This window comes from Burkholderia lata (assembly GCF_000012945.1).
In the GTDB taxonomy this organism is placed as follows: Bacteria; Pseudomonadota; Gammaproteobacteria; order Burkholderiales; family Burkholderiaceae; genus Burkholderia; species Burkholderia lata.
Window position 1 is genome coordinate 1436284 of sequence record NC_007510.1, and the last position, 22945, is coordinate 1459228.

The following is a 22945-nucleotide window of genomic DNA, read 5'->3' on the forward strand; positions in this document are numbered from 1 at the left end:
CCCCGGGAGGCAGCACGATGAGCTTGTTGATGTCGCGACGCGATCTCGCGTTCCTGCTGTATGACTGGCTCGACGCGGAAGCGCTTGCCGCGCTGCCGCGTTACACCGAGCACAGTCGCGAGACGTTCGACGCGGTGCTCGATACCAGCGAGCGGATTGCCGAAGACCTGTTCGCGCCGCATGCGGCGCGTGGCGATCGCGAAGAGCCGCAGTTCGACGGCGAGCGCGTGACGCTGATCCCGGACGTCGAGCCGGCTGTGCGCGCCTTTGCGGACGCCGGGCTGATCGCCGCGGGCCATGACGAAGCGCTCGGCGGCATGCGCTTGCCGAAGCTGGTCGAAGCCGCGTCGTTCCTGTTCTTCCAGGCTGCGAACATCGCAACGGCCGCCTATCCGTTCCTGACCGTCGCCAATGCGAACCTGCTGGTCGCGCACGGCAGCCCGGCGCAGATTGACGCGTTCGCACGTCCGGAACTGGAGGGGCGCTACCTCGGCACCATGTGCCTGTCCGAGCCGCAAGCCGGGTCGTCGCTGTCCGACATCGCGACACGTGCGGATTTCGAAGGCGACTCGCCGCTCGGCCCGCGCTACCGGCTGACGGGCAACAAGATGTGGATTTCGGGCGGTGAGCACGAGCTGACGGAGAACATCATCCACCTCGTGCTCGCGAAGATTCCCGACGAACACGGCCGGCTGCTGCCCGGCACGCGCGGCATTTCGCTGTTCATCGTGCCCAAGTACCTGCCGGGCGCCGACGGCGCGGCGCAGGGCGAGCACAACGACGTGGTGCTCGCCGGGCTGAACCACAAGATGGGTTACCGCGGCACCACCAACTGCCTGCTGAACTTCGGCGAAGGCACGCGCTACCGCCCGGAAGGGCGCGCAGGCGCGATCGGCTATCTCGTCGGCCAGGCGAACCACGGCCTCGCATACATGTTCCACATGATGAACGAAGCGCGTATCGGTGTCGGCGCGGGCGCGGTGGCGCTCGGCTACACGGGTTATCTGCACGCGCTCGACTACGCGCGCAACCGGCCGCAAGGGCGCCCGCTGGGCCCGGCGGGCAAGGATGCCGCCGCGCCGCAGGCGCCGATCGTCGAACATCCGGACGTGCGGCGCATGCTGCTCGCGCAGAAGTCGTATGTCGAAGGCGGTCTCGCGCTGATCTTGTACTGCGCGAAGCTGGTCGATGAAGCACGCGCGCACGACGACGCGGACGTGCGTGCCCATGCCACGCGACTGCTCGACATCCTGACACCGATCACGAAAAGCTGGCCGTCGCAGTGGTGCCTCGCTGCGAACGACCTCGCGATCCAGGTGCACGGCGGCTATGGCTACACGCGCGACTACGCGGTCGAGCGGCTCTATCGCGACAATCGTCTCAATCCGATTCACGAAGGCACGCACGGGATTCAGGCGCTCGACCTGCTGGGCCGCAAGGTCGCCCAGGACGATGGCGCGTTGCTGCACGCGCTCGATGCGCGGATCGGCGCGACCGTCGAACGTGCACGCGCGCTCGATGCCGGCCTGCGCGAACAGGCCGATGCGCTGGCGCCGCGCTGGGCGCGGCTGGTCGAGGTCACACGGCAACTCGGCACGATCGGCGATCCGCAGGCGCGGCTCGCGAACGCGAGCGTCTACCTGGAAGCGTTCGGCCATCTCGTCGTCGCGTGGCTGTGGCTCGACGTCACGCTCGCCGCGCACGGGCAAGCCGACGATTTCCACGACGGCAAGCGTGCGGCGGCCCGCTATTTCTTCAACTGGGAATTGCCGAAAGTGGATGCGCAGCTCGATCTGCTCGCGCGCGTCGACACGACGACGCTCGACATGCGCGACGCGTGGTTCTGATCATTGCTTCACCGACATTCCGGAATGCAGACGATGTCGCGGTTGCCGATTCCGTCGGCTGTTGCGTCATCGTCGCGAACCGGCCGTGCGGGCGTGCCCCGCAGGACGACCCGATGCGCGGCGATGCCGCACAAGGAGAGAGACGAACATGAAAGCCCTGTTGTGTACCGCATTCGGCCCGATCAACAGCTTGCGCATCGAGGACGTGGCGATTCCCGAACCGGCCGCGGGCCAGGTGCGGGTGCAGGTGAAGGCCGCATCGCTCAATTTCCCCGACGCGCTGATCGTCCAGGGGTTGTACCAGGTGAAGCCGGCGCTGCCCTTTTCGCCGGGCGCGGAATTTGCCGGCGTGATCGACGCGGTGGGCGAGGGCGTGACCGCGTGGCGGCCGGGGGATTCGGTGGTCGCGTTCACCGGGCACGGCGGCTTCGCGCAGCAGTGTGTGGCCGACGTGCACCAGATTGCCGCGCTGCCGCCGGGCATGACGTTCGAGCAGGGCGCGGCGCTCGTGCTCGCGTACGGCACGTCGCTGCACGCATTGCAGCAGCGCGCGCGGCTGCAAGAAGGCGAGACGTTGCTCGTACTGGGCGCGGCGGGCGGCGTTGGCCTCGCGGCGATCGAAATCGCAAAGGCGCTCGGCGCGCGCGTGATCGCGGCGGCATCGAGTGCGGACAAGCTGGCGCTGTGTCGTGAAGCGGGTGCCGACGAGACGATCGACTATGCGACCGAAGACCTGCGCCGCCGGGTGGACGAGTTGACCGGCGGGCGCGGTGCCGACGTCGTCTACGATCCGGTGGGCGGCGCCTACAGCGAGGCGGCGCTGCGCGCGACCGCCTGGCATGGCCGGTTCCTCGTGGTCGGTTTCGCGGCCGGCGAGATTCCGAAGATCGCGCTGAACCTGGCGCTGCTCAAGGAGCGCGACATTCTGGGCGTGTTCTGGGGCGATGCCGTGCGCCGCGACCCGAAGCAGCATGTCGCGAACATGCGCCTGCTTGCCGAGTGGTTCGCGGCCGGCAAGGTGCGACCCGCGATCACCGAGCGCGTGTCGCTGGCCGGCGCGGCCGACGCGATCGCGCGGATGGCGAACCGGCAGGTGAAGGGCAAGGTGGTGATCCTGCCGGACGCGTGACCGGCTTTCCGCGCGCGGCGTGCCGGTGGACGCCGCGCGGTGGTAGCTCAGCGCTCGTGCGCGTTACGCAATCTGCTGCAGAAGGGCAGCGACCCGCTGCCCGAGCACACGATGCTGATCGGCCGCGAAGTGAACGCCATCCACCGGGCTCACCTCGACGATCGCGCCGGCATCGAGAAAGTGCGCACCGGCATCGCTTGCCACCTGTTCGTACCGCTTCGCGAGCTGCCGCGACTTCGCTGCGCCGCCCGCAAAGATCTCGCCGAGGAATCCGACCTCGACGATCGGCGCAGGCGCCATCAGCACGAGCTTCGGTGACGCACCGGACGGACCGGCGCCGCACGCAGCGATCTTGGCAAGCAATACGCCGACCGATGTCGCGATGTCGGCGGGCGTGACCGAGAAGCGTGTCTTCAGATCGTTGGTCCCGAGCATCAGCACGACGACATCGACGGGCAAGTGGCTTTCGACGCACGCGCGCAGATACGACAAACCATTCTTGTGCCGGCCTTCGATCGGATCGTCATGCACGGTCGTACGCGCGGGCAACCCTTCTTCAATGACCCGCCAGCTCGCACCGAGCGTTTGCGCCAGCACGCCGGTCCAGCGTTCTTCGCGTGCAAACCGCCCCAGTCCGCCAGCATGCGTCATCGGGCGTGTGCCATGCGTGTTCGAATCGCCGTAGCAGAGCACGGTTTTCTGCGTCATCGTCATGTCCTCCGTCAGTCGGTCAGTCTTTCGGTGAGCGCAGCACGTCGAGCGCATGCTGCGAGAATTCGACCCAGAACCGCTCGTTCGCGATGCCGGCTTGCAGGACCAGATGCTGAAGGCGCTTCGTGCGCGAATCGGCGTCTTCCGAAAAATCGCGCGCCTCGATCTGCAGATACAGGTCGAGCTTTTCCTGGTGCAACGCGATGCGCCGCCTGATTTCGTCCTCGAGGCCGGCCGGGCCGAGCACCGCTTCCGCGCGCAGGCGCACCATCAGCGCTTCGCGCAGCGGCGTCGGATCTTCCTGTTCGGCGATCCAGCGCCGCAACTCCTTCTTGCCGGCCGGCAGGATCCGGTATGCGCGCTTGCGGCCGCGCCCCGATTCGGCCGGCAGCGATTCGATCCAGCCCGTTTCCTCGAGACGCCCCAGCTCGCGATAGATCTGCTGGTGCGTCGCCTGCCAGAAATAGCCGATCGAGCGGTCGAAGCGGTCGGCGAGCTCGGAGCCGGAACCCGGGCGTTCGGCGAGGGCGGTGAGGAGTGCGTGGGGCAGGGACATGTCGGATCGGAGGAGGCCGCGGAATGAACCGCATCTTGCCATATCGGGGCCACAGTACAAGGTGATGGATGTGTTTATGCAACGGGTTGCATAAACGAGAGTGGTGGACTACCATCTGTGCAACTTGTTGCATAAAAATGGAGACACCCCATGACATCGCGTTATCCGCATCTGACGACCCCGCTCGAGCTCGGCTTCACGTCGCTCAGGAATCGAGTGCTGATGGGGTCGATGCACGTCGGTCTCGAGGAAGCGCCGAACGGCTTCGAGCGGATGGCGGCGTTCTATGCCGAGCGCGCGCGCGGCGAAGCCGGCCTGATCGTGACGGGCGGATTCGCGCCGAACGAGCGCGGCCGTCCGGCGCCGGGCGGTGCGATGCTGACGACCGAAGCGGAAGCCGAGCGTCATCGTGTCGTGACGCGCGCGGTGCACGCGGAGGGCGGCAAGATCGCGCTGCAGATCCTGCATTTCGGGCGCTACGCGTATCACCCGGCGCTCGCCGCGCCGAGCGCGCTGAAGGCGCCGATCAACCCGTTCACGCCGCATGCGCTGAGCAGCGATGAAGTCGACGAGACGATCGCCGATTTCGTGCGATGCGCGGCGCTCGCGCAGCATGCGGGTTACGACGGTGTCGAGATCATGGGGTCGGAGGGCTACCTGATCAACGAATTCATCGCCGCGCGGACGAACCATCGCGACGACGCATGGGGCGGTGCCTACGAGAACCGTATCCGCTTTCCGGTCGAGATCGTGCGGCGCGTGCGCGAGCGGGTCGGCACGAACTTCATCCTGATCTACCGCCTGTCGATGCTCGATCTCGTCGAAGGCGGCTCGACGCTCGACGAAGTGATCCGGCTCGCACAGGCGATCGAAGCGGCCGGTGCAACGATCATCAATACGGGTATCGGCTGGCACGAGGCGCGCATTCCGACCATCGCGACGAAGGTGCCGCGCGCCGCGTACGCGTGGGTCACGCGGCAGTTGATGGGCCAGGTCGGCATCCCGCTCGTCGCGACCAACCGGATCAACACGCCGGAAGTCGCCGAGCAACTGCTCGCCGACGGCTATTGCGACATGGTGTCGATGGCGCGGCCGTTCCTCGCCGATGCCGAGTTCGTCCGCAAGGCGCGGGAAGGGCGCGCGGACGAAATCAACACGTGCATCGGCTGTAACCAGGCCTGCCTCGACCATACGTTCAGCGGCAGGATCACGTCGTGTCTCGTGAATCCGCGCGCGTGCCATGAAACCGAGCTCGTGATTCGCCCGGCGCAGCAGCGCAAGCGGATCGCCGTGGTCGGCGCCGGGCCGGCGGGCCTCGGCTTCGCGGTCACCGCGGCCGAGCGCGGCCATGCGGTGACGCTGTACGAAGCCGGCGCGGAGATCGGCGGCCAGTTCAACATCGCGAAGAAGGTGCCCGGCAAGGAAGAATTCAACGAGACGCTGCGCTATTTCCGCCGGCAGATCGAACTGCGCGGCGTGACGCTTCACCTCAATACGCGCGCGACCGCCGAGATGCTGGTGCAAGGCGAATTCGATGAAGTGGTGATCGCGACGGGCATCGTGCCGCGTACGCCGCCGATCGATGGTGTCGGGCACGCGAAGACGCTCGGCTACCTCGACGTGTTGCGCGACGACCAGGCCGTGGGCAGCCGCGTTGCGATCGTCGGCGCTGGCGGGATCGGCTTCGACGTCGCGGAATATCTCGTCCATCGCGCGGGTGCCGAGCACGTCGACGCGGAACGGTTCTTCACCGAGTGGGGTGTCGATCCGTCATATGCGAACGCAGGCGGTTTGCGCCACGCGCAGCCCGAGCCGGCCGCACGGCAAATCCATCTGCTGCAGCGCAAAGCGTCGAAGGTCGGCGACGGGCTCGGCAAGACCACCGGCTGGATTCACCGCACGGGGCTGAAGGCGCGCGGCGTCGGGATGTCGTCGGCGGTGACCTATCGGCGCATCGACGACGACGGATTCCACGTGACGATCGACGGCGTCGAACAGACGCTGCCGGTGGACAACGTCGTGATCTGCGCGGGACAGGAGCCGTTGCGCGAACTGGCGGAGCAACTGGAAGCCGCCGGGCGCAAGGTGCACGTGATCGGTGGCGCGTACGAAGCGGCCGAGCTCGATGCGAAACGCGCGATTCACCAGGGCACGTCGCTTGCCGCCACCCTTTGAGAGTTGAGACCGATTCGTTTCTTTTCCGCCCGACGATACAGGAGTCTTCGATGACGAACGCAGCGCTGCATCTTCAACCCGCTGTCGCGCAATCGCTCGACAAGTGGCATGCGATGATCGAACGCAAGGATTTTGGCGCACTGGAATCGATCGTCCATCCGGACGCCGTGTTCCGGTCGCCGATGGCGTTCAAGCCGTACGGGCCGGCGCCCGCGCTATTGCTGGCGCTGCGCACGGTGATCACGATCCTCCAGGATTTCACCTATTACCGGCAGTTCGTCACCGACGACGGCAAGAGCGTGGTGCTGGAATTCAGCGCGGCCGTCGGCGACAAGGCGCTGAAGGGGATCGACATGATCCGCTTCGACGACGAAGGGCGGATCGTCGAATTCGAGGTCATGATCCGGCCGTTCAATGCGCTGCAGGCGCTCGGTACGGAAATGGGCGCACGGCTCGCGCAGCAGTTGCCGGCGTTCAAGATCGGCAGCTGAGCGGGGCGATTGCGGGGCGGCCGCCGCCGCGTTCAGCGTGCGAGTTGTGCCCGCGCGAGCCGGCCGAGGCACCGGACACCGTCCTCGATACGTTCGTTCCATACATGCCCGGCGCTCAGGCGCAGGCAATGGCGAAAGCGCCGGCTGGCGGAGAAAATGTCGCCCGGCGCGAAGCACACGCCCTGTTCGAGCGCGGCATCGAACAGCGCGCGTGAATCGAACCGCTTCGGCAGTTCGAGCCAGAGCACGAAACCGCCGGCTGGCCGGCTCACTTTCGTGTCGGCCGGAAAGCTGGCCTCGATCGTGCGCGTCATCCGTGCCAGGTTGTCCTCGAACACGCGCCGGATGCGGCGCAAGTGCGCATCGTATGCACCGCTCGCGAGGAAGTCGGCCACCGCGACCTGCAGCAACACGGGGCCGCACAGGCTGAGCGCAAGCTTGCGTTCCATCACCTGCTGAGTGCGCGCACCCGCCGCGATCCAGCCGATCCGGTATCCCGGGGCGAGGCTCTTCGAGAACGAACTGCAGTAGATCGTATCGGCCCCGCTGTCGAGCGCGCTGAACGGCCTCGGCCGGTCTCGCCCGAAGTGTATGTCGCCGTAGACGTCGTCTTCGATCAGCGGCACGCGATGGCGTGCGAGCAGGGCAAGCAGCGCCCGTTTGTCGTCCTCGCTCATCGCGGAGCCGAGCGGATTGCCGAAGCTCGACGACAGCACGCAGGCGGCGATCGATTCCGCTTCGAGCCGCTGCGCGAGCATGCCGACGTCGACGCCGCGCAGCGGGTCGGTCGGCAACTCCAGCGCCTTCAGTCCCAGTGCCTCCAGCGTATGAAGCAGGCCGAAGTAGGTCGGCGATTCCACCGCAATCGTATCGCCGCGTGTTGCCACGGCATTCAGCGCGAGCGTCAACGCTTCGGTGCAGCCGTTCGTGACGAGGATGTCGTCGGCGGACAGCGGATGCCCGAAGCGCATGGCCCGCCGCGCGATTTCGCGGCGCAGTGCCGGCTCGCCGTAGGGCGCGCAATAGACGTTGTAGCGCGTGCCGTGCTGGCGTGCCGCGCGGGCGAGGGCCAGGTCGAGCCGCTTCGATTGCAGCAGCGCCGGATCGGGCACCGCGCATCCGAGCGGCACGAGCGCCGAGTTGGCTGCATGTTCGAGCATCGCGGCGACTGCGCCGCTGATCGACACCGTCGATGCTTTCGCGCGCGAGCGCGAGGTGCTCGGCAACGCGAGCGTGCCGCCACGCGCGGCCGCGACGTAGAAGCCCGACTGCGGTCGCGATACGAGCACGCCGAGATCTTCGAGCAGACGGTATGCCTGCAGCGCGGTGGACACGCTGATGCGCTGCTGTTCGCTGACGGTACGCACGGACGGCAGCCGGGTGCCCGGCGCCAGCGTGCCGTTCTCGATCATGCCGACGATGAGGTCGGCCAGTTGCCTGTAGCGGAATGACGTTTGCGTTTCCATGAGACACCAGCGGCAGGGGAGTGCCCGATTATCGACCGTTCGACACGATCTCGCCACGCATAATTGTGTCGGTCAAATCGGCGGAAAATTGTGGCTGTTATGGTTTTTGTGCGAACGCTACGATGGCGGTGTTCCGATCCATCGATCGGCCATTGTGAGGCTTGCCCATGCAGACGACACACGCGCATTCCGGCGAGTGGCGCGGACGGTTTCCGTACAACGAAATCATCTCGCTGCTCGACGTGAACCGGACCTTCAACCTGGCGGAGAGCACGTCGCAAGACCTGACGGTCGGCGAACTGCTGGATCTGGCCGGCGTCGACACGATCCGCAACCTGAAGCTCGGCTACAGCCAGTCGGCGGGCGCTGCGGTGCTGCGCGATGCGATTGCCGATACCTGCAACGTGCCGGCCGAGCAGATCGTGACGACGCAAGGCACCGCGCTCGGACTGTTTCTGCTGGCCTATGAAGTGTGCCGGCCCGGCGACGAGGCCGTGCTGGCGACACCCTGTTTTCCGCCGAGTGGAGACTGCCTGGTCGGTGCGGGCGCAACGGTGCGTGAAGTGCGGCTGTCGTTCGAGAACGGCTATCGGCTGGACCTCGCGCAGTTCGACGCGAGCCTGTCGTCGAAGACGCGGCTGGTCAGCATCGCGTCCCCGCAGAATCCGGGCGGCGTGCAGGCATCGCGCGCCGAGATCGATGCATTGCTGGCGTTGATGGCGCAACGGTGTCCGGACGCGATACTGTTCATCGACGAAACCTATCGCGAAGCAAGCTATGGCGATGCGGCCGCGGCTGCCAGTTTCGCGGGTGTCGATCCGCGTATCGTCACGGGGTCTTCGGTGTCGAAAGCGCTGGGCGCACCCGGTCTGCGGACCGGATGGCTCACGGTGGCCGATGCAGGGCTTCGGGCGCGTCTGCTCGTCGCGAAGCTGAATACGGTGATCTCGGGTTCGGTGCTCGACGAAACGCTGGCTGCGACCGTGCTGCGCCACCGCGAACACGTGCTCGCGCCCCGGCGCCGGCTGCTTGCGGGCGCGCTGGATATCGTGTCGGACTGGTGCGAACGTGAACGTGCGCGGGTGGAGTGGGTGCGGCCCGATGCGGGCGCACTGTGCTGCGTGCGGCTGCGTCAGGACGCTTTCGACGAGCCGGCCGTGTCGCGTTTCTGGCAGCGGTTGCCGGATCACGACGTGCAGCTTGCTTCAGGCACGTGGTTCGGCGAAAGCAGCCGCGTGTTCAGGCTCGGGTTCGGCTATCTTCCGCTGGAGCGGCTGCCGCCTGCGTTGATGGCGCTGTCCCGGGCGATGGATGCAGCGGTTGCATGAATCGGGCGCCCGGGGTCCGGGCGCGACGAACATCATTGAACGTCAGGAGTGACACCATGAAGGTAAGGATTGCGTACATCGAGGAACCGCCTTTCTACTGGACGGCAGAAGACGGTACCGTGACCGGTGCGGATGTCGAGGTGGCCGAGGTGGTGCTGCGCGCGATCGGCGTGACGGAAATCGAATATCACCCGACGTCGTTCGACGCACTGCTGCCGGGCGTGCAGGCCGGGCGCTGGGACATGAACGTGCCGATCTTCGTGACGGCCGAACGCGCGCGGCACGTGACGTTCAGCGTCCCGGTGTGGGCGATCGGCGACGGCTTCGTGCTGCAGGCCGGCAATCCGAAGCAGTTGACGAGCTACGCGGCCATCGCGGCGCGCAGCGATGCGCGGCTGGCGTGCGTGACCGACCAGGTGCAGATCGATTCGGCCAGGGCGGCCGGTGTGCGCGACGGGCAGATCGTCATCTTCAAGGATCAACCCGACGCATTGGCTGCGTTGCTTGCAGGGCAGGTCGACGCGTTCGCGAGCACCGCGATCGGGGCCCGCGCGGTCGCCGACACGGACACGCGACTGGAGGCCGTCTCGCACGAGCGGGGTGCAGGTGAGGCCGCGCCCGTTGGCGGATTTTCGTTCAGCCAGAACAGCGATGCGCTCGTGCAGGCCGTGAACGCAAAGCTGCGCGAGTATCTCGGCTCGGCCGATCATCGCGAGCGGATGGCGAAGTACGGCTTCACGCATGCGGAAATCGACGGCGTGGTGGAGAACGGCGGCGCGACGTCGTAATGCCGCGCGCGGTGCCGGCCGTTCGCACGGTCGACACCGCATGCGTGATCACGCAGCCGCAGCCTGCGCGAATCGCTCGACGAACCAGTCGCAGACGAACGCGGTTCGCTCGGATGCGTGGTTGTAGATCGTGTGCTCGCCGTCCGGCCAGACCTTGAGTGTTGCCTCGCCGGGCGTCGCCGCATCGAGGAACGGCTGCTGATCGTCGAGCCGGATCAGCGGATCTTCGCCGCCGTGCAGCACCAGCAGCGGGCATGCGATGCGGTCGCGTTCGGACGAGAAGCTCATCCGCGCGAAATTCGCCGCGACCGCATCGGGATCGTCGTTGCCGAGCATGGCCGCAGCCTGTTCGACGAACGTGCGGAACGGCAGCAGCGTCGGCGCCGCGAGTGCGCCGTTCACGCAGCAGGCGGCGATCCGTCGGTCGCTCGCAGCGGTCGATGCGGCCCACAACCCGCCGATGCTGTTCCCCCAGATGCCGATCGGCCCGGGCACGCGGTCGGCGACCGCATCGACGAAGCGCCGGTATGCGGCGCTCATGTCGACGTCGACGAAGATCCGCTGTTCGAGCCGCGTCTCGCCCTGGCCCGGCCCCTCGGCGAGCAGCGTGGCGATGCCGCGCGCCGCAAGCGCGCGTGCGATCGGCCAGTACGCGAAGCCCCAGCCGCTCTGGCCGCCGAAGAGTATGACGGTGCCGCGTACGCGTTCGGTCGGCGGCCGGACCAGCCAGCCGATCAGGTGGGCATCGCCGAACGGCACTTCGACACGTTCGATGCGCTTGTCGGACCAGCGCGCGAGGCCGTGCGACGCGTCGACGAGCCGCGCATAGAGCGCGCGCTTGCGCGGCACATCGTGGTTGAATGCCATCTGCGCGAACAGCAGGTTCGCGATGGCCATCGCCTGCGCGTCGGCGGCCGTGACCAGGTGGCCGGCTTCCGCCGCCTGCGCGGCGCGCGCGAGCTGCGCGTCGGCCAGCGCTTCGGCCGCGACGTCCCACGGTTCGCCAGTGGACGTGCGCGCGTGCAGTGCCATTGCGTCCGCATAGTCCATTCCGCAGTCGAGCAAGCGCGTGACGGGCATCGCGCGTTGCAGGGACAGCGCGAACGGTGACAGTTCGGTCGTCATGCGTAGGTTTCCTTTACGATGCGTGAGTGACGGCCGCCGAGGCTGCTGAAGTCGCGGACGGCTCGGTCGACGCGGCGGACCAGTGCAGCTTGTCGCGGAGTGCATCGATGAGCGCGCCGAGGTCGCGCAGCTCGGCCACCGAACCGAACACGATGAAATCGGGCCGCGCGATATACGCGCCGATCCCGTGCGCCTGCATGAACGCTTGCTGCTCGCCGTCGAGATCGACCACGGCATCCGGTGCGCTCACGTCGTCGGACAGCACGGCCACGTGACAGCCGAGCCGCGCGAGGAACGCACGCTGCGCGTCGTCGAGGTAGCGGGAAGGGTGTTCGCGCGTGACGAGCTGGAATCCCCGGCCGACCACATCGTCGAAACGGCCCTCGGCTGCGCCGCGGCGCACGCGTCCCTGCGGCGCGGGTGCGCCGGTCGTCGGATGGCGCGTGCCGTCGGCTTCGTCATGCAGGATGCCGTGGTCGAGCTTCGGGAACGGCGGCATCGGCGGCATGTTGCCGGAGCGGAACGCCGCGTCGCGCTCGGCGACCTTGCGCGGATCGTCCTCGTTGACGACTTGCCCGAGAAACAGCGACATCTGCGTGATCGCGGTCACGTGCGGGCGGCGCTCGGCTTCGAACGTGTCGAGCAGGTCGGCGCAGGCGCGCCCGGTCAGCACCAGGTCGAGCTTCCACGCGAGGTTGATGCCGTCGCGCATGCCGGAGCACGCGCCTTGTCCCATGTACGGCATCATCGTGTGCGCCGCATCGCCCGCGAGCAGCACGCGGCCGGTGCGCCAGCGTTCGGCCATGCGCGTCTCGAACGTGTAGACGACGTGGCGCAGCAGCTTCAGGTCGTCCGGGCCGAAGCCGTAGTGGTCGTTGAGCCACTTCCAGCCGGCTTCTTCCGTTTCCCATTCGGCGGTCGATTCGTTCGGCAGCACGCGCAGCTCGAAGCGCGTGCGCTTCGTGCCAATTGGCATGTGCATGTACGCGCGATCCGGATCGCAGTAGATCGTCGTGCGTGCGCAGCCTTCGCCGAGATCGCGCTTGTTCTCCGAATCGAGGTTGAGCCAGCGCTCGTTGTAGCCGAAATCGGATCGTTCGATGCCGAGCGTGCGGCGCACGAAGCTGTTCGCGCCGTCGGCGCCGATCACGTAGCGGGCGCGAATGGCGCGCGGCTTGCCGGTCCATTGCGCGTCCTGGCTGCCGCGCGCCGGATGGGCGGTCAGCGTCACGCCGTCGTCGTCCTGCAGCAGCGTGTCGACTTCCCAGCCGCGCAGGATCGTCACATTCCTGAAGGTGCTGGCGCGCGCATCGATCGCGTCCTCGATGTCGGGCTGGTAGATCGAGATGTGCGCGGGGTAGCCGCACGCGCGGCCGGTCCAGTTCAGTTCGAGCAGCAGGTCGCCGTTGGCATCGCAGTAATGGTAGGTGTCGACGGCTTTCGCATTGCGCAGCGCGTGATCGACGTCGGCACTCGCCTGCACGATGCGTGCGGTTTCGCCGTCGATGTGCGTGAGGCGCGGCAGGCCGTAGGGCGTCGGCCAGCGTTCGAGGACGATCACGCGATGGCCGGCGCGGCCCAGCATCGATGCGGCGACGAGGCCGGTCGGGCCGTAGCCGACGATGGCGACGTCACAGTGTTCGACGGAGCTGTCGCCGTGGGCGCTCGATTCGGTATTCATGCGGGGTGTCTCCATGACGGTTTCGTTTGTTGGTCTGTCGTGTGGCCGGTTCAGCGTGCGGTCGAGCCGGGCAGGTTGCCGTCGAAGGCGTCCTGCAGCAGCGCGCGCAGGCCGTCGCGTTCAATCGGGCGCGGGTTCCAGTACGGATTGGCCGCCGCGAGATCGGCGGCGCGATCGAGGTCGGCTTCCTGCATGCCGATCGCCTTCAACGAGACCGGTGCGCCGTTGTCGAGCGCCAGTGCGTAGAGGCCGCGTGCCGCGTCGTTCGTGCCGATCGCGCGGGCGATCCGCTGCATCGCGTCCGGCGCATGTGCGGCGTTGTACGCGAGTGCATGCGGCAGCACGACCGTGTGGGTCGGCGCGTGCGGCAGGTTGAAGCTGCCGCCGAGCGTGTGACAGAGCTTGTGGTGCAGCGCCATGCCGACGTTGCCGAGCACCATGCCGCACAGCCACGCGCCGTAGAGCGCGTCGCTGCGCGCGTCGAGATCGGCCGGGTCGCGCCGCACGCCGGGCAGGCCGCGGGCGAGCGCGCGAATGCCTTCTTCGGCCACGAGGCTCATCACCGGATTCGCGTTGTTCGCGTAGAGGCCTTCCGCTGCGTGCGCGATCGCATTGAGGCCGCTCGTCACGGACAGCTCGACGGGCAGCGTGACGGTGAGGGCGGGATCGTAGATCACCGTTTTCGGCAACACGCGCGCGTCGGAGCCGGTGCGCTTGAGGCCGCCTTCGGTCAGGCCGTAGATCGGCGTCATCTCGCTGCCGGCGTACGTCGTCGGTATCGCGAGGATCGGCAGGCTGCTTTCGAGCGCGATCGCCTTGCCGAGGCCGATCGTCGAGCCGCCGCCGATCGCGATCGCGCAGTCGGCATCGCACGACCTGGCGAACGCCTGCGCATCGCGGGCGATCTCGATCGGGACGTGCATCGTCGCACGATCGTAGAGTCCGGCCGCGCGCGCACCGAGCCGCTCGACGATGCGTTGCGCGAGGTCGCGCTGCTCCGGCGTGCAGAGCACGATCGCGCGTTGCGCGCCCAGTTCCAGCACTTCGCGTTCGAGATGCTCGAGGCTGCCTGCGCCGAAGATCACGCGGGCGGGGCGGGCCTGGTAAATGAAATTCATGTCGTCGTTACTCCGTTGCGTAGTCGACCTGATGGCGCGCGATGCGCAGGCCCGTCAGTGCGTCGCGTACGCGTGTGTGTTCGGGATGCGTCGCGTAAGCGTCGAGTGCTTCGCGCGACTCGAATTCGGCGACGAGAATCAGGTCGCACGCGTAATCGGCCGCGCTGAAATCCGCACCGACTTCGAGGTGCGTCATGCCCGGAATCCGGCCGCGCAGGCTTTCGAAGGCGGTCTTGACGGTGGTGCGTGCCACCGCGCGCTCGGGCTCGGTTGCACCGGCGACGTTCCACATCACGACGTGGCGGATCATGCGGCGCGCTCCGCGGGATTGAGCACGAAGTCGTAATCGAGCGTGTAGAACGGCGTGTCCATGCGCGATCCGTCCGGCGCGAGGCCGGGCGCGTGCCGGACCCAGTCGGCAACGAGCGTCGACCGGACGCCGAACACCGCGTCGGAGTCGAGATAGCGGTCGCCGTCGCGGAACACGTGCGTGATCAGCGTTTCGTAGCCGCGGGCCTCGATCATGAAGTGCAGGTGCGCGGGGCGCCACGGATGACGGCCGAGCGCGTCGAGCATCGCGCCGACGGGGCCGTCGTGCGGAATCGGATACGGCTCGGCGAGGATCGAGCGGAATGCGTAGCGGCCGTCGGCGCCGGTGCGCAGCCGGCCACGCGCGCGGTGCGTGACCGAGCCGTCGTCGGCCGGCAGCTGCACGTCGTAGTGCCCGTCCTCGTCGGCTTGCCAGACTTCCAGCGACGCGTGCGCGATCGGCATGCCGTCGATGCCGCGCACATGGCCCGACACGAAGCAGGGCTCGCCGCAGGCGCCGTTCGCGATGTCGTCGAACATGCAGAAATCGCGGCTGCCTTCGACGTAGAACGGACCGAATACGGTCGCCTCCGTGCAGCCGGCCGGCTTCGCATGATTCTGCGCGGTGACGAGGGTCGACAGCCCGAGCACGTCGGACAGCAGGATGAACTCCTGACGCTTGTCGTCGGTGATGTGGCCCACCGCCGTCAGGAAGCCGATCGCGGTCTGCCATTCGGCTTCGGTGAGTTTCGTCTCGCGAGCAAACGAGTGCAGGTGCTGGACGAGGCTGGTCATCACCGTGCGCAACCGCTCGTCGCGACAGCCGCCCAGCGACGCGATCACGGCCTGTGTGATGGTGTCTTCGTTGAGATTGCGCATAGGGGGTGTCTCCTGATGTCGTTGGGTGGCGCGTTGACGTAACATTAATTCCTCCTTGAATCGTAAAAAAGATGGTTTGGAGGAGTTTTGTTCTCCGCCAAGTGGAAGAATCGAACGCATGGACAAGTGGACGCAGATTGAATTTTTCGTGCAGGTCGCCGAACTGGGCAGCCTGTCGAAGGCCGCCGAGCGGCTCGGGATGTCGAGCGCGGCGGCGAGCCGCTGCCTGAACGCGCTGGAGGAGCGGCTGGGTGCGCGGCTCGTCGAGCGCACCACGCGGCGCCTGTGGCTGACCGACGCCGGGCATGAATATCACCGGCGCTGCGTCGCGATCCTGATGGAACTGTCGGAAGCCGATGCGGCGGTCAACGAAACGAGCGTCAATCCGGCCGGCACGCTGCGCGTGACCGCGTCGGTCTCGTTCGCGTCGATCTATATCGCACCGGCGTTGCCCGAGTTCCACCGGCGCTACCCGAACCTGAACGTACAGATCGTCGCGGCGAACCGCTATCCGGATTTCATCGAGGCCGGCATCGACGTGGCGATCCGCACGCGCGAGCATGAAGCGGATTCGGGCATCACCGTGCGCAAGCTCGCCGAGACGCGGCGCGTGCTGGCCGCGTCGCCCGGGTATCTGGCGAAGCACGGGGCGCCCGCGACGCCCGATGCGCTGTGCGACCACCGGCTGCTGGTCTACAACCTCGCGAACGATCCGTACGTGCTGCATTTCCGCCACGGCGCGAAGAAGCAGTCGGTCACGATCAAGAGCGTGCTCGATGCGAACGAAGGGCAGGTGATCCGCGCCGCGGCACTGGCCGGGCTCGGCATCCTGATCCAGCCGCTCTACATCATTCACGACGATATCGTCGCGGGGAAGCTGGTGCCGGTGCTCACCGACTGGCAACTGCCGGCGCTCACCGTCAATATCGCGTACCAGAGCCGCCGTCACCAGCCGGCGAAGATCCGCGTGTTCACCGAGTTCCTGATCGAGCGTTTCGAACGCCTCGGGCTCGCACGCAAATGGAAGGAAGTCGGCCGCTGAGCGCAGGCCGGCGCTGGGCCGTCGCGCATTTCTCCGTGTGACGGAGAACTGTTCTCCCGAACGTCGTCTTTTTCGCCGCTGTCGTGCGCTTTACATTGCGTCTCCCCGGGCCTGCGATGCCCGGCTCGCGATTACACGATAACAATCCGGTCTGGAGACGACATGAAATTCGCATTGCGACGGGTGCCGTTGGCACTCCTGATCGCCGGGGCCATTCAGGTTCCGGCGTCGGCCACGGAGAACGGGCAGATCAGCTATCCGTTCGGCGTCAACACGGTACTGAACGGGCTGCTTCCGCCGCCCGGCAATACGCAGTACTTCAACTACGCGCTGTACTCCGCATCGAACCGGTTTGCCGGGCCGGACGGCGGCAGCGCGGTGCCGGGGTTCCACCTGAGCGTGGTCGCGGAGACGCCGCGCGTGGTCCACACGTGGGGCGCGACGTTCGGGCCGTTTTCGTTGTCGAGCAGCGCGATCGTCCCGATCGTCCACCTGCATCTGTCGACGCCGGGCGGCACGGGCAACCGCACGTCGCTCGGCGACGTGATCCTCGAGCCGTTCATGCTCAACTATGCGAACGCATCGAAGACGTTCTTCGCGTTCTTCTCGCCGTCGTTCGCGGTGCCGACCGGCGCGTATGCGGCGAACCGGATCGCGAACACGGGGCTGAACACCTATGCGTTCCTGCCGTACGTCAGCACCACCTGGTTTCCGGGCCGCGACTGGGAGATCTCGACGACCACGCTGCTGGAGCTGAATTCGCCGAACCATGCGACGCGGTACCACTCGGGGGCGGTCGCCGTGCTCGACTACCTGATCGGCTATTCGATCGACCGGCGCGTGCAGCTCGGCGTGCAGGGCACGTTCCTGAAGCAGTTCACCGACGATACGCAGGACGGCGTCAAGGTCGCGTCGGACGGCTTTCGCGGGCAATCGGTCGCGATCGGCCCGCAGCTGCGCTACATGTGGGGGCCGGCGTCGGGCGTGGTCGTGAAATACCAGCACGAGTTCGCGGTGCGCAACCGGCCGCAGGGCGACAAGCTGTGGGTGCAGTTCAGTTTCCCGTTGTAGACGCGGGTGCGGTGCCCGTCGGCCGGGCGCCCGGCGCAAGCTGACAAAATCCTGACGAAGTGAATTGATATTTTGTATCATCTGACGTTTTGCGCCACCGGCCGCCCGGGCTACCCGGTGCGGCCGCGCGCGGCGACTCCAGACGAAGATCGATACGACGTGACGAAAACCAGGAACACGCCGGCGCGCGGGGAGCGGCACGCTGCCGCGCCGCGCCGGCCCACCCGCGCGTGGCGCGCACGCGGCTGCACGACCCTGCTGGGTTGCGCGATGGCGACCTCGGGCGCGATGGCCGCCGAAGCGGCCGCACCCGCACCGGACGAGCGGCATGCGCTGCCGGCGATCAACGTCAGCGCGCACGCCGCACCGGTCGACCCGCTGATGCAACCGCTCGAAACGGGCTCGCGGCTCGGGCTTGCGAGCCTCGACACGCCCGCGAGCGTCGAGACGGTCACGGCCGACACAATCGACGCGCGCGGCGATCGCACGGTGCTCGATGCGGTGACGCGCACCGCGGGGTTCTCGAGCGCGATGGCGCCCGGCACCGGCGGCACCGCCTTGAGCGTGCGCGGCTTCAGCGGGCAGGAATCGGTGATGACGCTGCTCGACGGCGTGCGGCTGATGCCGGCCGCCGGCACGATCACGTTCCCGTTCGATACGTGGTCGGTCGAGCGCATCGAGGTGTTGCGCGGCCCGGCGTCGGCGCTGTACGGCGAAGGGGCGATCGGCGGTGTCGTGAACGTGGTGCCGAAGCGGCCCCAGCGCACGCGCGAGACGACGCTGCAGATCGGTGTCGGCCCCGACGGCGCGAAGCGCGCCGCGTTCGATACGACGGGCGCGCTCGGCCCGCAGCTGTCGTATCGCTTCTACGCGAGCGATGCGCGCGCGAACGGTCTCGCCGAGCGGGCCGATACGCATACGACGGCCGTCGGTGGCGCGCTGAAATTCGACGTGAGCCCGAAGCTCACGCTGACGCTCGACTTCGACTACGGCCGCCAGATGCCGGCGACCTACTATGGCGTGCCGGCGCCGAACGGCGTGCTCGATCCGTCGCTGCGCAAGCTCAACTACAACGTGGGCGATGCGACGATTTCCTACTACGACCAGTGGACGCGCCTGTCGGCCAGCTACCGGCCGACGGCCGGCGTGACGATCGACAACCAGCTCTACTACCTGACGTCGAACCGCCACTGGCGCAATGCCGAATCGTATGCGCTCGATGCCGCGACGGGTCTCGTCACGCGCAGCGACTATCTCGACATCGGCCACCATCAGCGGCAGATCGGCGATCGGCTGAGCGCCCGCTTCGACGGGACGCTGTTCGGCCGCGCGAACCGCTTTGTCGTCGGCACGGAATTCAGCCAGATCACGTTCAGCGGGACCAACAATTCGCCGTACGGCGGTGAATCGACGGTGCCCGCGCACGGCTTCGATCCCGGCGTGTTCACGAGCCCCGACCCGACGGTGCCGCAGTTCAGCACGCGGGCGCGGCAGGCCGCGGTGTTCGCCGAGAACCGGCTCGAAGTGCTGCCGCGGCTCGCGTGGGTGAGCGGCCTGCGCTACGACCACATCGCGTTCAGCCGCGAGCAGGCGGCAACCGGTGCGGGCTTCGACAAGCGTTTCGCGAATGTCGGCTGGCGCACGGGCTTCGTGTTCGAAGTCGCGCCGACGCTCAGCGCGTATGCGCAGTACACGACGGGCGCGGAGGGCCTCGGTTCGCTCGTGACGCTGTCCGCGTCGCAGGCGAACTACCGGCTCGCGACCGGCGAACAGTGGGAAGCCGGCGTCAAGCAGACGCTGCTCGACGGCCGCGCATACTGGACGTTCGCCGTGTACGACATCACGAAGCGTAACCTGCTGAGCACCGATCCGTTCAATCCCGCGCTGCGCCAGCAGGTCGGCCGGCAATCGTCGCGCGGCATCGAGCTGACGGGCGGCGCGCGGCTGCCGCACGGCTGGACGGTCGATGCGAACGTCGCGCTGCTGCGCGCGCGCTATGACGAGTTCAACCAGAAGGTCGGCAGCGCGACGGTGTCGCGCGCCGGCAATGCGCCGGCCAACGTGCCGCAGCAGACGGCGAACCTGTGGCTCGGCTGGGCGTTTGCCGAGCGCTGGCAGGCGAACGCGGGCGTGCGTTACGTCGGCGCGACGTACGGCGACGACGCGAACCGCGTGCAGGTGCCGTCGTACACGGTGTTCGATGCGTCGCTGCGCTGGCAGCCGACGTCACGCACCGAGCTCGCGCTCTACCTGCGCAATCTCGCGAACCGCACGTATGCGGTGACGACGTCGAACGGCGGCGAGCAGTGGCTGCTCGGCCCGTCGCGTTCGGCGGAGCTCGTCGCGACGATGCGCTTCTGATGCGGCGCGACGAGCCTCCCGTGACGCACATGCTCGACATCGAACGCGTGAGCTGGTCGCCCGGCGGCGCGATCACCGTGCTCGATTCGGTGACGTTGAGCGTGGCCGACGGCGAGTTCGTCGGGCTGGTCGGTCCGAACGGCAGCGGCAAGACGAGCCTGCTGCGCTGCGTGTTCCGTTACGCGCGGCCCGATGCCGGCCGCGTCGCGCTCGATGCGCAGGACGTGTGGCGCATGCGGCCGCGCGCGGTCGCGCAGCGCATCGCGGTGCTGCAGCAGGAGACGCCGGACGATTTCGGGCTGACGGTCGACGAACTGGTCGGCATGGGTCGCACGCCGCACCAGCTGCCGTTCGATGCGGAGACGGCGGACGATCGCCGGATCGTCGAATCCGCGCTGCACGACGTCGGTCTCGTCGAGCGCCGTGCGCAACGCTTCGCGTCGCTGTCGGGCGGCGAGAAGCAGCGCGCGCTGCTGGCCCGCGCGCTCGCGCAGCAGCCTGAATTGCTGCTGCTCGACGAACCGACCAACCATCTCGACCTGCGCCATCAGCTCGAACTGCTCGCGCGCGTGCGGCGCCTCGGCATCGCGACGCTCGCCACGATTCACGACCTCAATCTCGCGGCCGCGTATTGCGACCGGCTCCATGTGCTCGCGCACGGCAGGGTCGTCGCCTCGGGCGTGCCGGCCGACGTGCTGACCGACGCGCTGCTGCGCGACGTGTTCGGCGTCGCCGCGCTCGTCGATCGCCATCCCGTCACGGGCCGGCCGCGCATCACGCCGCTTCATCCGGAATGACCGCCATGCCGTTTCCCTTGTTGTCCTCCGCTTTGTCGTCCGCTTTATTGCCGGTATCCCGCCGGCTGCTTGCCGCGGCCGTGCTCGGCTGCGCGGCCGCTCAGGCGGCGGCCTATCCCGTCACCGTGCGCAGTTGCGATCGCGACGTGACGTTCGAGCGCGCGCCGACGCGTGCGGTGAGCAACGACGTGAACCTGACCGAGATGATGCTCGTGCTCGGCCTGAAGGACCGGCTCGTCGGCTACACCGGGATCGGCGGCTGGAAGACGGGCACGGCACGCGTGCGCGATGCGCTGCGCGGCGTACCCGAACTGGCAAGCCAGTATCCGTCGCTCGAGGTGCTCGCGGCCGCGCGCGCCGACTTCTATCTCGCGGGATGGAACTACGGGATGCATGTCGGCGGCGCGGTGACGCCCGCGACGCTCGCGCCGTTCGGTATCCGCACGTACGAGCTGACCGAATCGTGTTCGCACGTGATGAAGCAGTCGGCGGCCTCGTTCGACGACGTGTTCCGCGACCTGAACAATCTCGGCCGGATCTTCGGCGTCGACGCGCGCGCCGCGCAGGTCGTCGGCGCGATGCGTGCGCGTCTCGCGGCGGTGTCGCGTGCGATCGGGCATCCGGCGCCGCTGCGCGTGTTTGTCTACGACAGCGGCACCGACAAGCCGATGACGGCCGGCGGGCTCGCGATGCCGACCGCGCTGCTGACGGCGGCCGGGGCGCGCAACGTGATGGCCGACCTGCCGCGCAGCTGGACGCAGGTGAGCTGGGAAAGCGTGGTTGCGCGCGATCCGCAGGTGATCGTGATCGTCGACTATTCGGCCGTGACGGCCGCGCAGAAGCAGCAGTTCCTGCTGAGCCAGCCGTCGCTCGCGCGCGTGGCCGCGATCCGCGACCGGCGCTTCATCGTGATTCCGTACGATGCGGCGACGCCGGGCCCCGAGAACGTCGCGGCCGTCGAGACGCTCGCGCGCGCGCTGTATCCGGCCGCGTTCGCGGGGCCGGCGCGATGAGCGTGCACGTGCGTGCATCGCGGCCCGGCATGCGCGTGGTGCTGCCGGCGCTGACGCTGCTGTTGATCGTGTCGATCGTCGCGTCGGCCGCGTTCGGCCCGGCGCCGATCGCGATGCCGGCGGCGGTGAGGATCGTCGCCACGCACATCGTGTCGGCGTTCGGCGACGCGGGCGCATTCGCGGCAGGGGCGGGCGACGACAGCATCGTCTGGCTGATCCGGATGCCGCGCGCGCTGCTGGCCGCGATCGTCGGCGCGACGCTGGCCGCGGTCGGCGTGGCGCTGCAGGCGGCGACCGCGAACTGCCTGGCCGATCCGCACCTGCTCGGCGTGAGCGCGGGCGCAATGCTCGGCGCCGTCGCGGTCACGGTGATGGCCGGCGCGGCATTCGGCCCGTTCACGCTGTCGGCTGCCGCGTTCGCGGGCGCGCTCGCGGCGACTGCCTGCGTCGTCGCGCTTGCTTACCGGCGCGGCCGGCTCGAGTCGGACCGGCTGCTGCTCGCCGGCGTATCGGTGTCGTTCATGATGGCCGCGTTCGGCAACCTGCTGCTGTATCTCGGCGACCAACGCGCCGCGTCGTCGGTGCTGTTCTGGATGCTCGGCGGCGTCGGGCTCGCGCGCTGGGACCTGCTGCCGGTGCCGGCCGTATGCGCGGTGCTCGCTGGCGGCGCGTTGTACGCGCGCCGGCGCGAACTGAATGCGCTGATGTCGGGCGATGTTGCCGCGGCTACGCTCGGCGTGCCGAGCGCGCGGATGCGGCGCGAGGTCTTCGTCGTCGCGTCGTTCGCGACCGGCGCGATGGTGGCGGTGAGCGGGGCGATCGGCTTCGTCGGGCTCGTGACGCCGCACCTGTGCCGTCGTGTCGTCGGCGCCGAGCACGGCAGGCTGCTGCCGGTGGCCGCGCTGACCGGTGCGATCCTGCTCGTCTGGGCCGATGTGGCCGCTCGCACGCTCGCGGCACCGGAGGATCTGCCGATCGGGATCGTGACCGCGATGTTCGGCAGCCTGTTCTTCGTCGCGCTGCTGCGCCGCCACTGAGCGGCGCGCAGGTCAGGCGAG

At 68.0% G+C, this 22945-nt stretch carries 20 protein-coding genes; 12 read left to right on the forward strand and 8 right to left on the reverse strand.

Translation table 11 applies throughout. The features are described 5' to 3' along the window. Positions 1 to 17: 17 nt before the first annotated feature. On the forward strand, positions 18 to 1847 hold the full coding sequence (locus BCEP18194_RS12470; RefSeq protein ID WP_011351639.1) for an acyl-CoA dehydrogenase: 1830 nt from the start codon (positions 18 to 20) through the stop codon (positions 1845 to 1847). A gap of 148 nt (positions 1848 to 1995) precedes the next feature. Further along, the gene (locus BCEP18194_RS12475) at positions 1996 to 2976 is read left to right on the forward strand and encodes an NADPH:quinone oxidoreductase family protein (protein ID WP_011351640.1); all 981 of its coding nucleotides are present in this window, start codon (positions 1996 to 1998) and stop codon (positions 2974 to 2976) included. A 63-nt stretch (positions 2977 to 3039) separates the two neighbouring features. Here BCEP18194_RS12475 and BCEP18194_RS12480 read toward each other — a convergent pair whose 3' ends face one another. Beyond that, the gene (locus tag BCEP18194_RS12480) at positions 3040 to 3684 is read right to left on the reverse strand and encodes an SGNH/GDSL hydrolase family protein (RefSeq protein ID WP_041493049.1); all 645 of its coding nucleotides are present in this window, start codon (positions 3682 to 3684) and stop codon (positions 3040 to 3042) included. A gap of 22 nt (positions 3685 to 3706) precedes the next feature. After that, complete coding sequence (locus BCEP18194_RS12485) at positions 3707 to 4243, reverse strand: PadR family transcriptional regulator (RefSeq protein WP_174935349.1); 537 nt, start codon at positions 4241 to 4243, stop codon at positions 3707 to 3709. Positions 4244 to 4393: 150 nt separating this feature from the next. On the opposite strand from BCEP18194_RS12485, the gene BCEP18194_RS12490 reads away from it, so the two are divergent. After that, a complete protein-coding gene (locus BCEP18194_RS12490; RefSeq protein ID WP_011351643.1) occupies positions 4394 to 6418 on the forward strand; it encodes an FAD-dependent oxidoreductase in 2025 nt (674 codons plus the stop codon). Between the two features lie 50 nt (positions 6419 to 6468). Further along, a complete protein-coding gene (locus BCEP18194_RS12495) occupies positions 6469 to 6909 on the forward strand; it encodes a nuclear transport factor 2 family protein (RefSeq protein ID WP_011351644.1) in 441 nt (146 codons plus the stop codon). A 32-nt stretch (positions 6910 to 6941) separates the two neighbouring features. Here BCEP18194_RS12495 and BCEP18194_RS12500 read toward each other — a convergent pair whose 3' ends face one another. Further along, on the reverse strand, positions 6942 to 8375 hold the full coding sequence (locus BCEP18194_RS12500; protein WP_011351645.1) for a PLP-dependent aminotransferase family protein: 1434 nt from the start codon (positions 8373 to 8375) through the stop codon (positions 6942 to 6944). A 167-nt stretch (positions 8376 to 8542) separates the two neighbouring features. Between BCEP18194_RS12500 and BCEP18194_RS12505 the strand changes: the two genes are divergently transcribed. Beyond that, positions 8543 to 9703, forward strand: a complete 1161-nt coding sequence (locus BCEP18194_RS12505; protein ID WP_011351646.1) for a pyridoxal phosphate-dependent aminotransferase — start codon at positions 8543 to 8545, stop codon at positions 9701 to 9703. 56 nt (positions 9704 to 9759) lie between these two features. Next, positions 9760 to 10491 carry a transporter substrate-binding domain-containing protein gene (locus BCEP18194_RS12510; protein ID WP_011351647.1) on the forward strand — a complete coding sequence of 244 codons (732 nt, stop codon included), beginning with the start codon at positions 9760 to 9762 and terminating at the stop codon, positions 10489 to 10491. Between the two features lie 48 nt (positions 10492 to 10539). Here the strand turns inward: BCEP18194_RS12510 and BCEP18194_RS12515 are convergent, their stop codons facing one another. The 5 genes from BCEP18194_RS12515 to BCEP18194_RS12535 are packed head-to-tail and all read right to left on the reverse strand — an operon-like array spanning position 10540 to position 15603. Continuing rightward, the gene (locus tag BCEP18194_RS12515; protein ID WP_011351648.1) at positions 10540 to 11616 is read right to left on the reverse strand and encodes an alpha/beta hydrolase family protein; all 1077 of its coding nucleotides are present in this window, start codon (positions 11614 to 11616) and stop codon (positions 10540 to 10542) included. Positions 11617 to 11629: 13 nt separating this feature from the next. Beyond that, positions 11630 to 13297 carry a bifunctional 3-(3-hydroxy-phenyl)propionate/3-hydroxycinnamic acid hydroxylase gene (locus BCEP18194_RS12520; protein WP_011351649.1) on the reverse strand — a complete coding sequence of 556 codons (1668 nt, stop codon included), beginning with the start codon at positions 13295 to 13297 and terminating at the stop codon, positions 11630 to 11632. 50 nt (positions 13298 to 13347) lie between these two features. Then, positions 13348 to 14415, reverse strand: a complete 1068-nt coding sequence (locus BCEP18194_RS12525) for a maleylacetate reductase (RefSeq protein WP_011351650.1) — start codon at positions 14413 to 14415, stop codon at positions 13348 to 13350. 7 nt (positions 14416 to 14422) lie between these two features. Then, positions 14423 to 14725 carry a Dabb family protein gene (locus BCEP18194_RS12530; RefSeq protein WP_011351651.1) on the reverse strand — a complete coding sequence of 101 codons (303 nt, stop codon included), beginning with the start codon at positions 14723 to 14725 and terminating at the stop codon, positions 14423 to 14425. Further along, the gene (locus BCEP18194_RS12535) at positions 14722 to 15603 is read right to left on the reverse strand and encodes an intradiol ring-cleavage dioxygenase (RefSeq protein ID WP_041492803.1); all 882 of its coding nucleotides are present in this window, start codon (positions 15601 to 15603) and stop codon (positions 14722 to 14724) included. Before BCEP18194_RS12535 ends, BCEP18194_RS12530 begins: the two co-directional genes overlap by 4 nt. 118 nt (positions 15604 to 15721) lie before the next feature. Between BCEP18194_RS12535 and BCEP18194_RS12540 the strand changes: the two genes are divergently transcribed. From BCEP18194_RS12540 to BCEP18194_RS12565, 6 genes are all read left to right on the forward strand, one after another. Next, positions 15722 to 16645 (forward strand): LysR family transcriptional regulator, encoded by a 924-nt coding sequence (locus BCEP18194_RS12540; protein ID WP_011351653.1) that lies wholly within the window; start codon positions 15722 to 15724, stop codon positions 16643 to 16645. 162 nt (positions 16646 to 16807) lie between these two features. Continuing rightward, on the forward strand, positions 16808 to 17716 hold the full coding sequence (locus BCEP18194_RS12545; RefSeq protein WP_011351654.1) for a SphA family protein: 909 nt from the start codon (positions 16808 to 16810) through the stop codon (positions 17714 to 17716). Positions 17717 to 17986: 270 nt separating this feature from the next. Then, complete coding sequence (locus BCEP18194_RS12550; RefSeq protein ID WP_011351655.1) at positions 17987 to 20077, forward strand: TonB-dependent receptor; 2091 nt, start codon at positions 17987 to 17989, stop codon at positions 20075 to 20077. Further along, the gene (locus tag BCEP18194_RS12555) at positions 20077 to 20874 is read left to right on the forward strand and encodes an ABC transporter ATP-binding protein (RefSeq protein ID WP_011351656.1); all 798 of its coding nucleotides are present in this window, start codon (positions 20077 to 20079) and stop codon (positions 20872 to 20874) included. Before BCEP18194_RS12550 ends, BCEP18194_RS12555 begins: the two co-directional genes overlap by 1 nt. Then, the gene (locus BCEP18194_RS12560; protein WP_011351657.1) at positions 20871 to 21887 is read left to right on the forward strand and encodes an ABC transporter substrate-binding protein; all 1017 of its coding nucleotides are present in this window, start codon (positions 20871 to 20873) and stop codon (positions 21885 to 21887) included. Before BCEP18194_RS12555 ends, BCEP18194_RS12560 begins: the two co-directional genes overlap by 4 nt. Further along, positions 21884 to 22924: a FecCD family ABC transporter permease gene (locus tag BCEP18194_RS12565; protein WP_011351658.1), complete on the forward strand. Its 1041-nt coding sequence runs from the start codon at positions 21884 to 21886 to the stop codon at positions 22922 to 22924. Before BCEP18194_RS12560 ends, BCEP18194_RS12565 begins: the two co-directional genes overlap by 4 nt. Positions 22925 to 22945 lie beyond the last annotated feature (21 nt).

Bases quoted from the DNA above. Each gene is read 5' to 3' on its own strand.
- BCEP18194_RS12470 (WP_011351639.1), top strand. From the start codon at position 18: ATGAGCTTGTTGATGTCGCGACGCGATCTCGCGTTCCTGCTGTATGAC.
- BCEP18194_RS12475 (WP_011351640.1), top strand. From the start codon at position 1,996: ATGAAAGCCCTGTTGTGTACCGCATTCGGCCCGATCAACAGCTTGCGC.
- BCEP18194_RS12480 (WP_041493049.1), bottom strand. From the start codon at position 3,684: ATGACGCAGAAAACCGTGCTCTGCTACGGCGATTCGAACACGCATGGC.
- BCEP18194_RS12485 (WP_174935349.1), bottom strand. From the start codon at position 4,243: ATGTCCCTGCCCCACGCACTCCTCACCGCCCTCGCCGAACGCCCGGGT.
- BCEP18194_RS12490 (WP_011351643.1), top strand. From the start codon at position 4,394: ATGACATCGCGTTATCCGCATCTGACGACCCCGCTCGAGCTCGGCTTC.
- BCEP18194_RS12495 (WP_011351644.1), top strand. From the start codon at position 6,469: ATGACGAACGCAGCGCTGCATCTTCAACCCGCTGTCGCGCAATCGCTC.
- BCEP18194_RS12500 (WP_011351645.1), bottom strand. From the start codon at position 8,375: ATGGAAACGCAAACGTCATTCCGCTACAGGCAACTGGCCGACCTCATC.
- BCEP18194_RS12505 (WP_011351646.1), top strand. From the start codon at position 8,543: ATGCAGACGACACACGCGCATTCCGGCGAGTGGCGCGGACGGTTTCCG.
- BCEP18194_RS12510 (WP_011351647.1), top strand. From the start codon at position 9,760: ATGAAGGTAAGGATTGCGTACATCGAGGAACCGCCTTTCTACTGGACG.
- BCEP18194_RS12515 (WP_011351648.1), bottom strand. From the start codon at position 11,616: ATGACGACCGAACTGTCACCGTTCGCGCTGTCCCTGCAACGCGCGATG.
- BCEP18194_RS12520 (WP_011351649.1), bottom strand. From the start codon at position 13,297: ATGAATACCGAATCGAGCGCCCACGGCGACAGCTCCGTCGAACACTGT.
- BCEP18194_RS12525 (WP_011351650.1), bottom strand. From the start codon at position 14,415: ATGAATTTCATTTACCAGGCCCGCCCCGCCCGCGTGATCTTCGGCGCA.
- BCEP18194_RS12530 (WP_011351651.1), bottom strand. From the start codon at position 14,725: ATGATCCGCCACGTCGTGATGTGGAACGTCGCCGGTGCAACCGAGCCC.
- BCEP18194_RS12535 (WP_041492803.1), bottom strand. From the start codon at position 15,603: ATGCGCAATCTCAACGAAGACACCATCACACAGGCCGTGATCGCGTCG.
- BCEP18194_RS12540 (WP_011351653.1), top strand. From the start codon at position 15,722: ATGGACAAGTGGACGCAGATTGAATTTTTCGTGCAGGTCGCCGAACTG.
- BCEP18194_RS12545 (WP_011351654.1), top strand. From the start codon at position 16,808: ATGAAATTCGCATTGCGACGGGTGCCGTTGGCACTCCTGATCGCCGGG.
- BCEP18194_RS12550 (WP_011351655.1), top strand. From the start codon at position 17,987: ATGGCGACCTCGGGCGCGATGGCCGCCGAAGCGGCCGCACCCGCACCG.
- BCEP18194_RS12555 (WP_011351656.1), top strand. From the start codon at position 20,077: ATGCGGCGCGACGAGCCTCCCGTGACGCACATGCTCGACATCGAACGC.
- BCEP18194_RS12560 (WP_011351657.1), top strand. From the start codon at position 20,871: ATGACCGCCATGCCGTTTCCCTTGTTGTCCTCCGCTTTGTCGTCCGCT.
- BCEP18194_RS12565 (WP_011351658.1), top strand. From the start codon at position 21,884: ATGAGCGTGCACGTGCGTGCATCGCGGCCCGGCATGCGCGTGGTGCTG.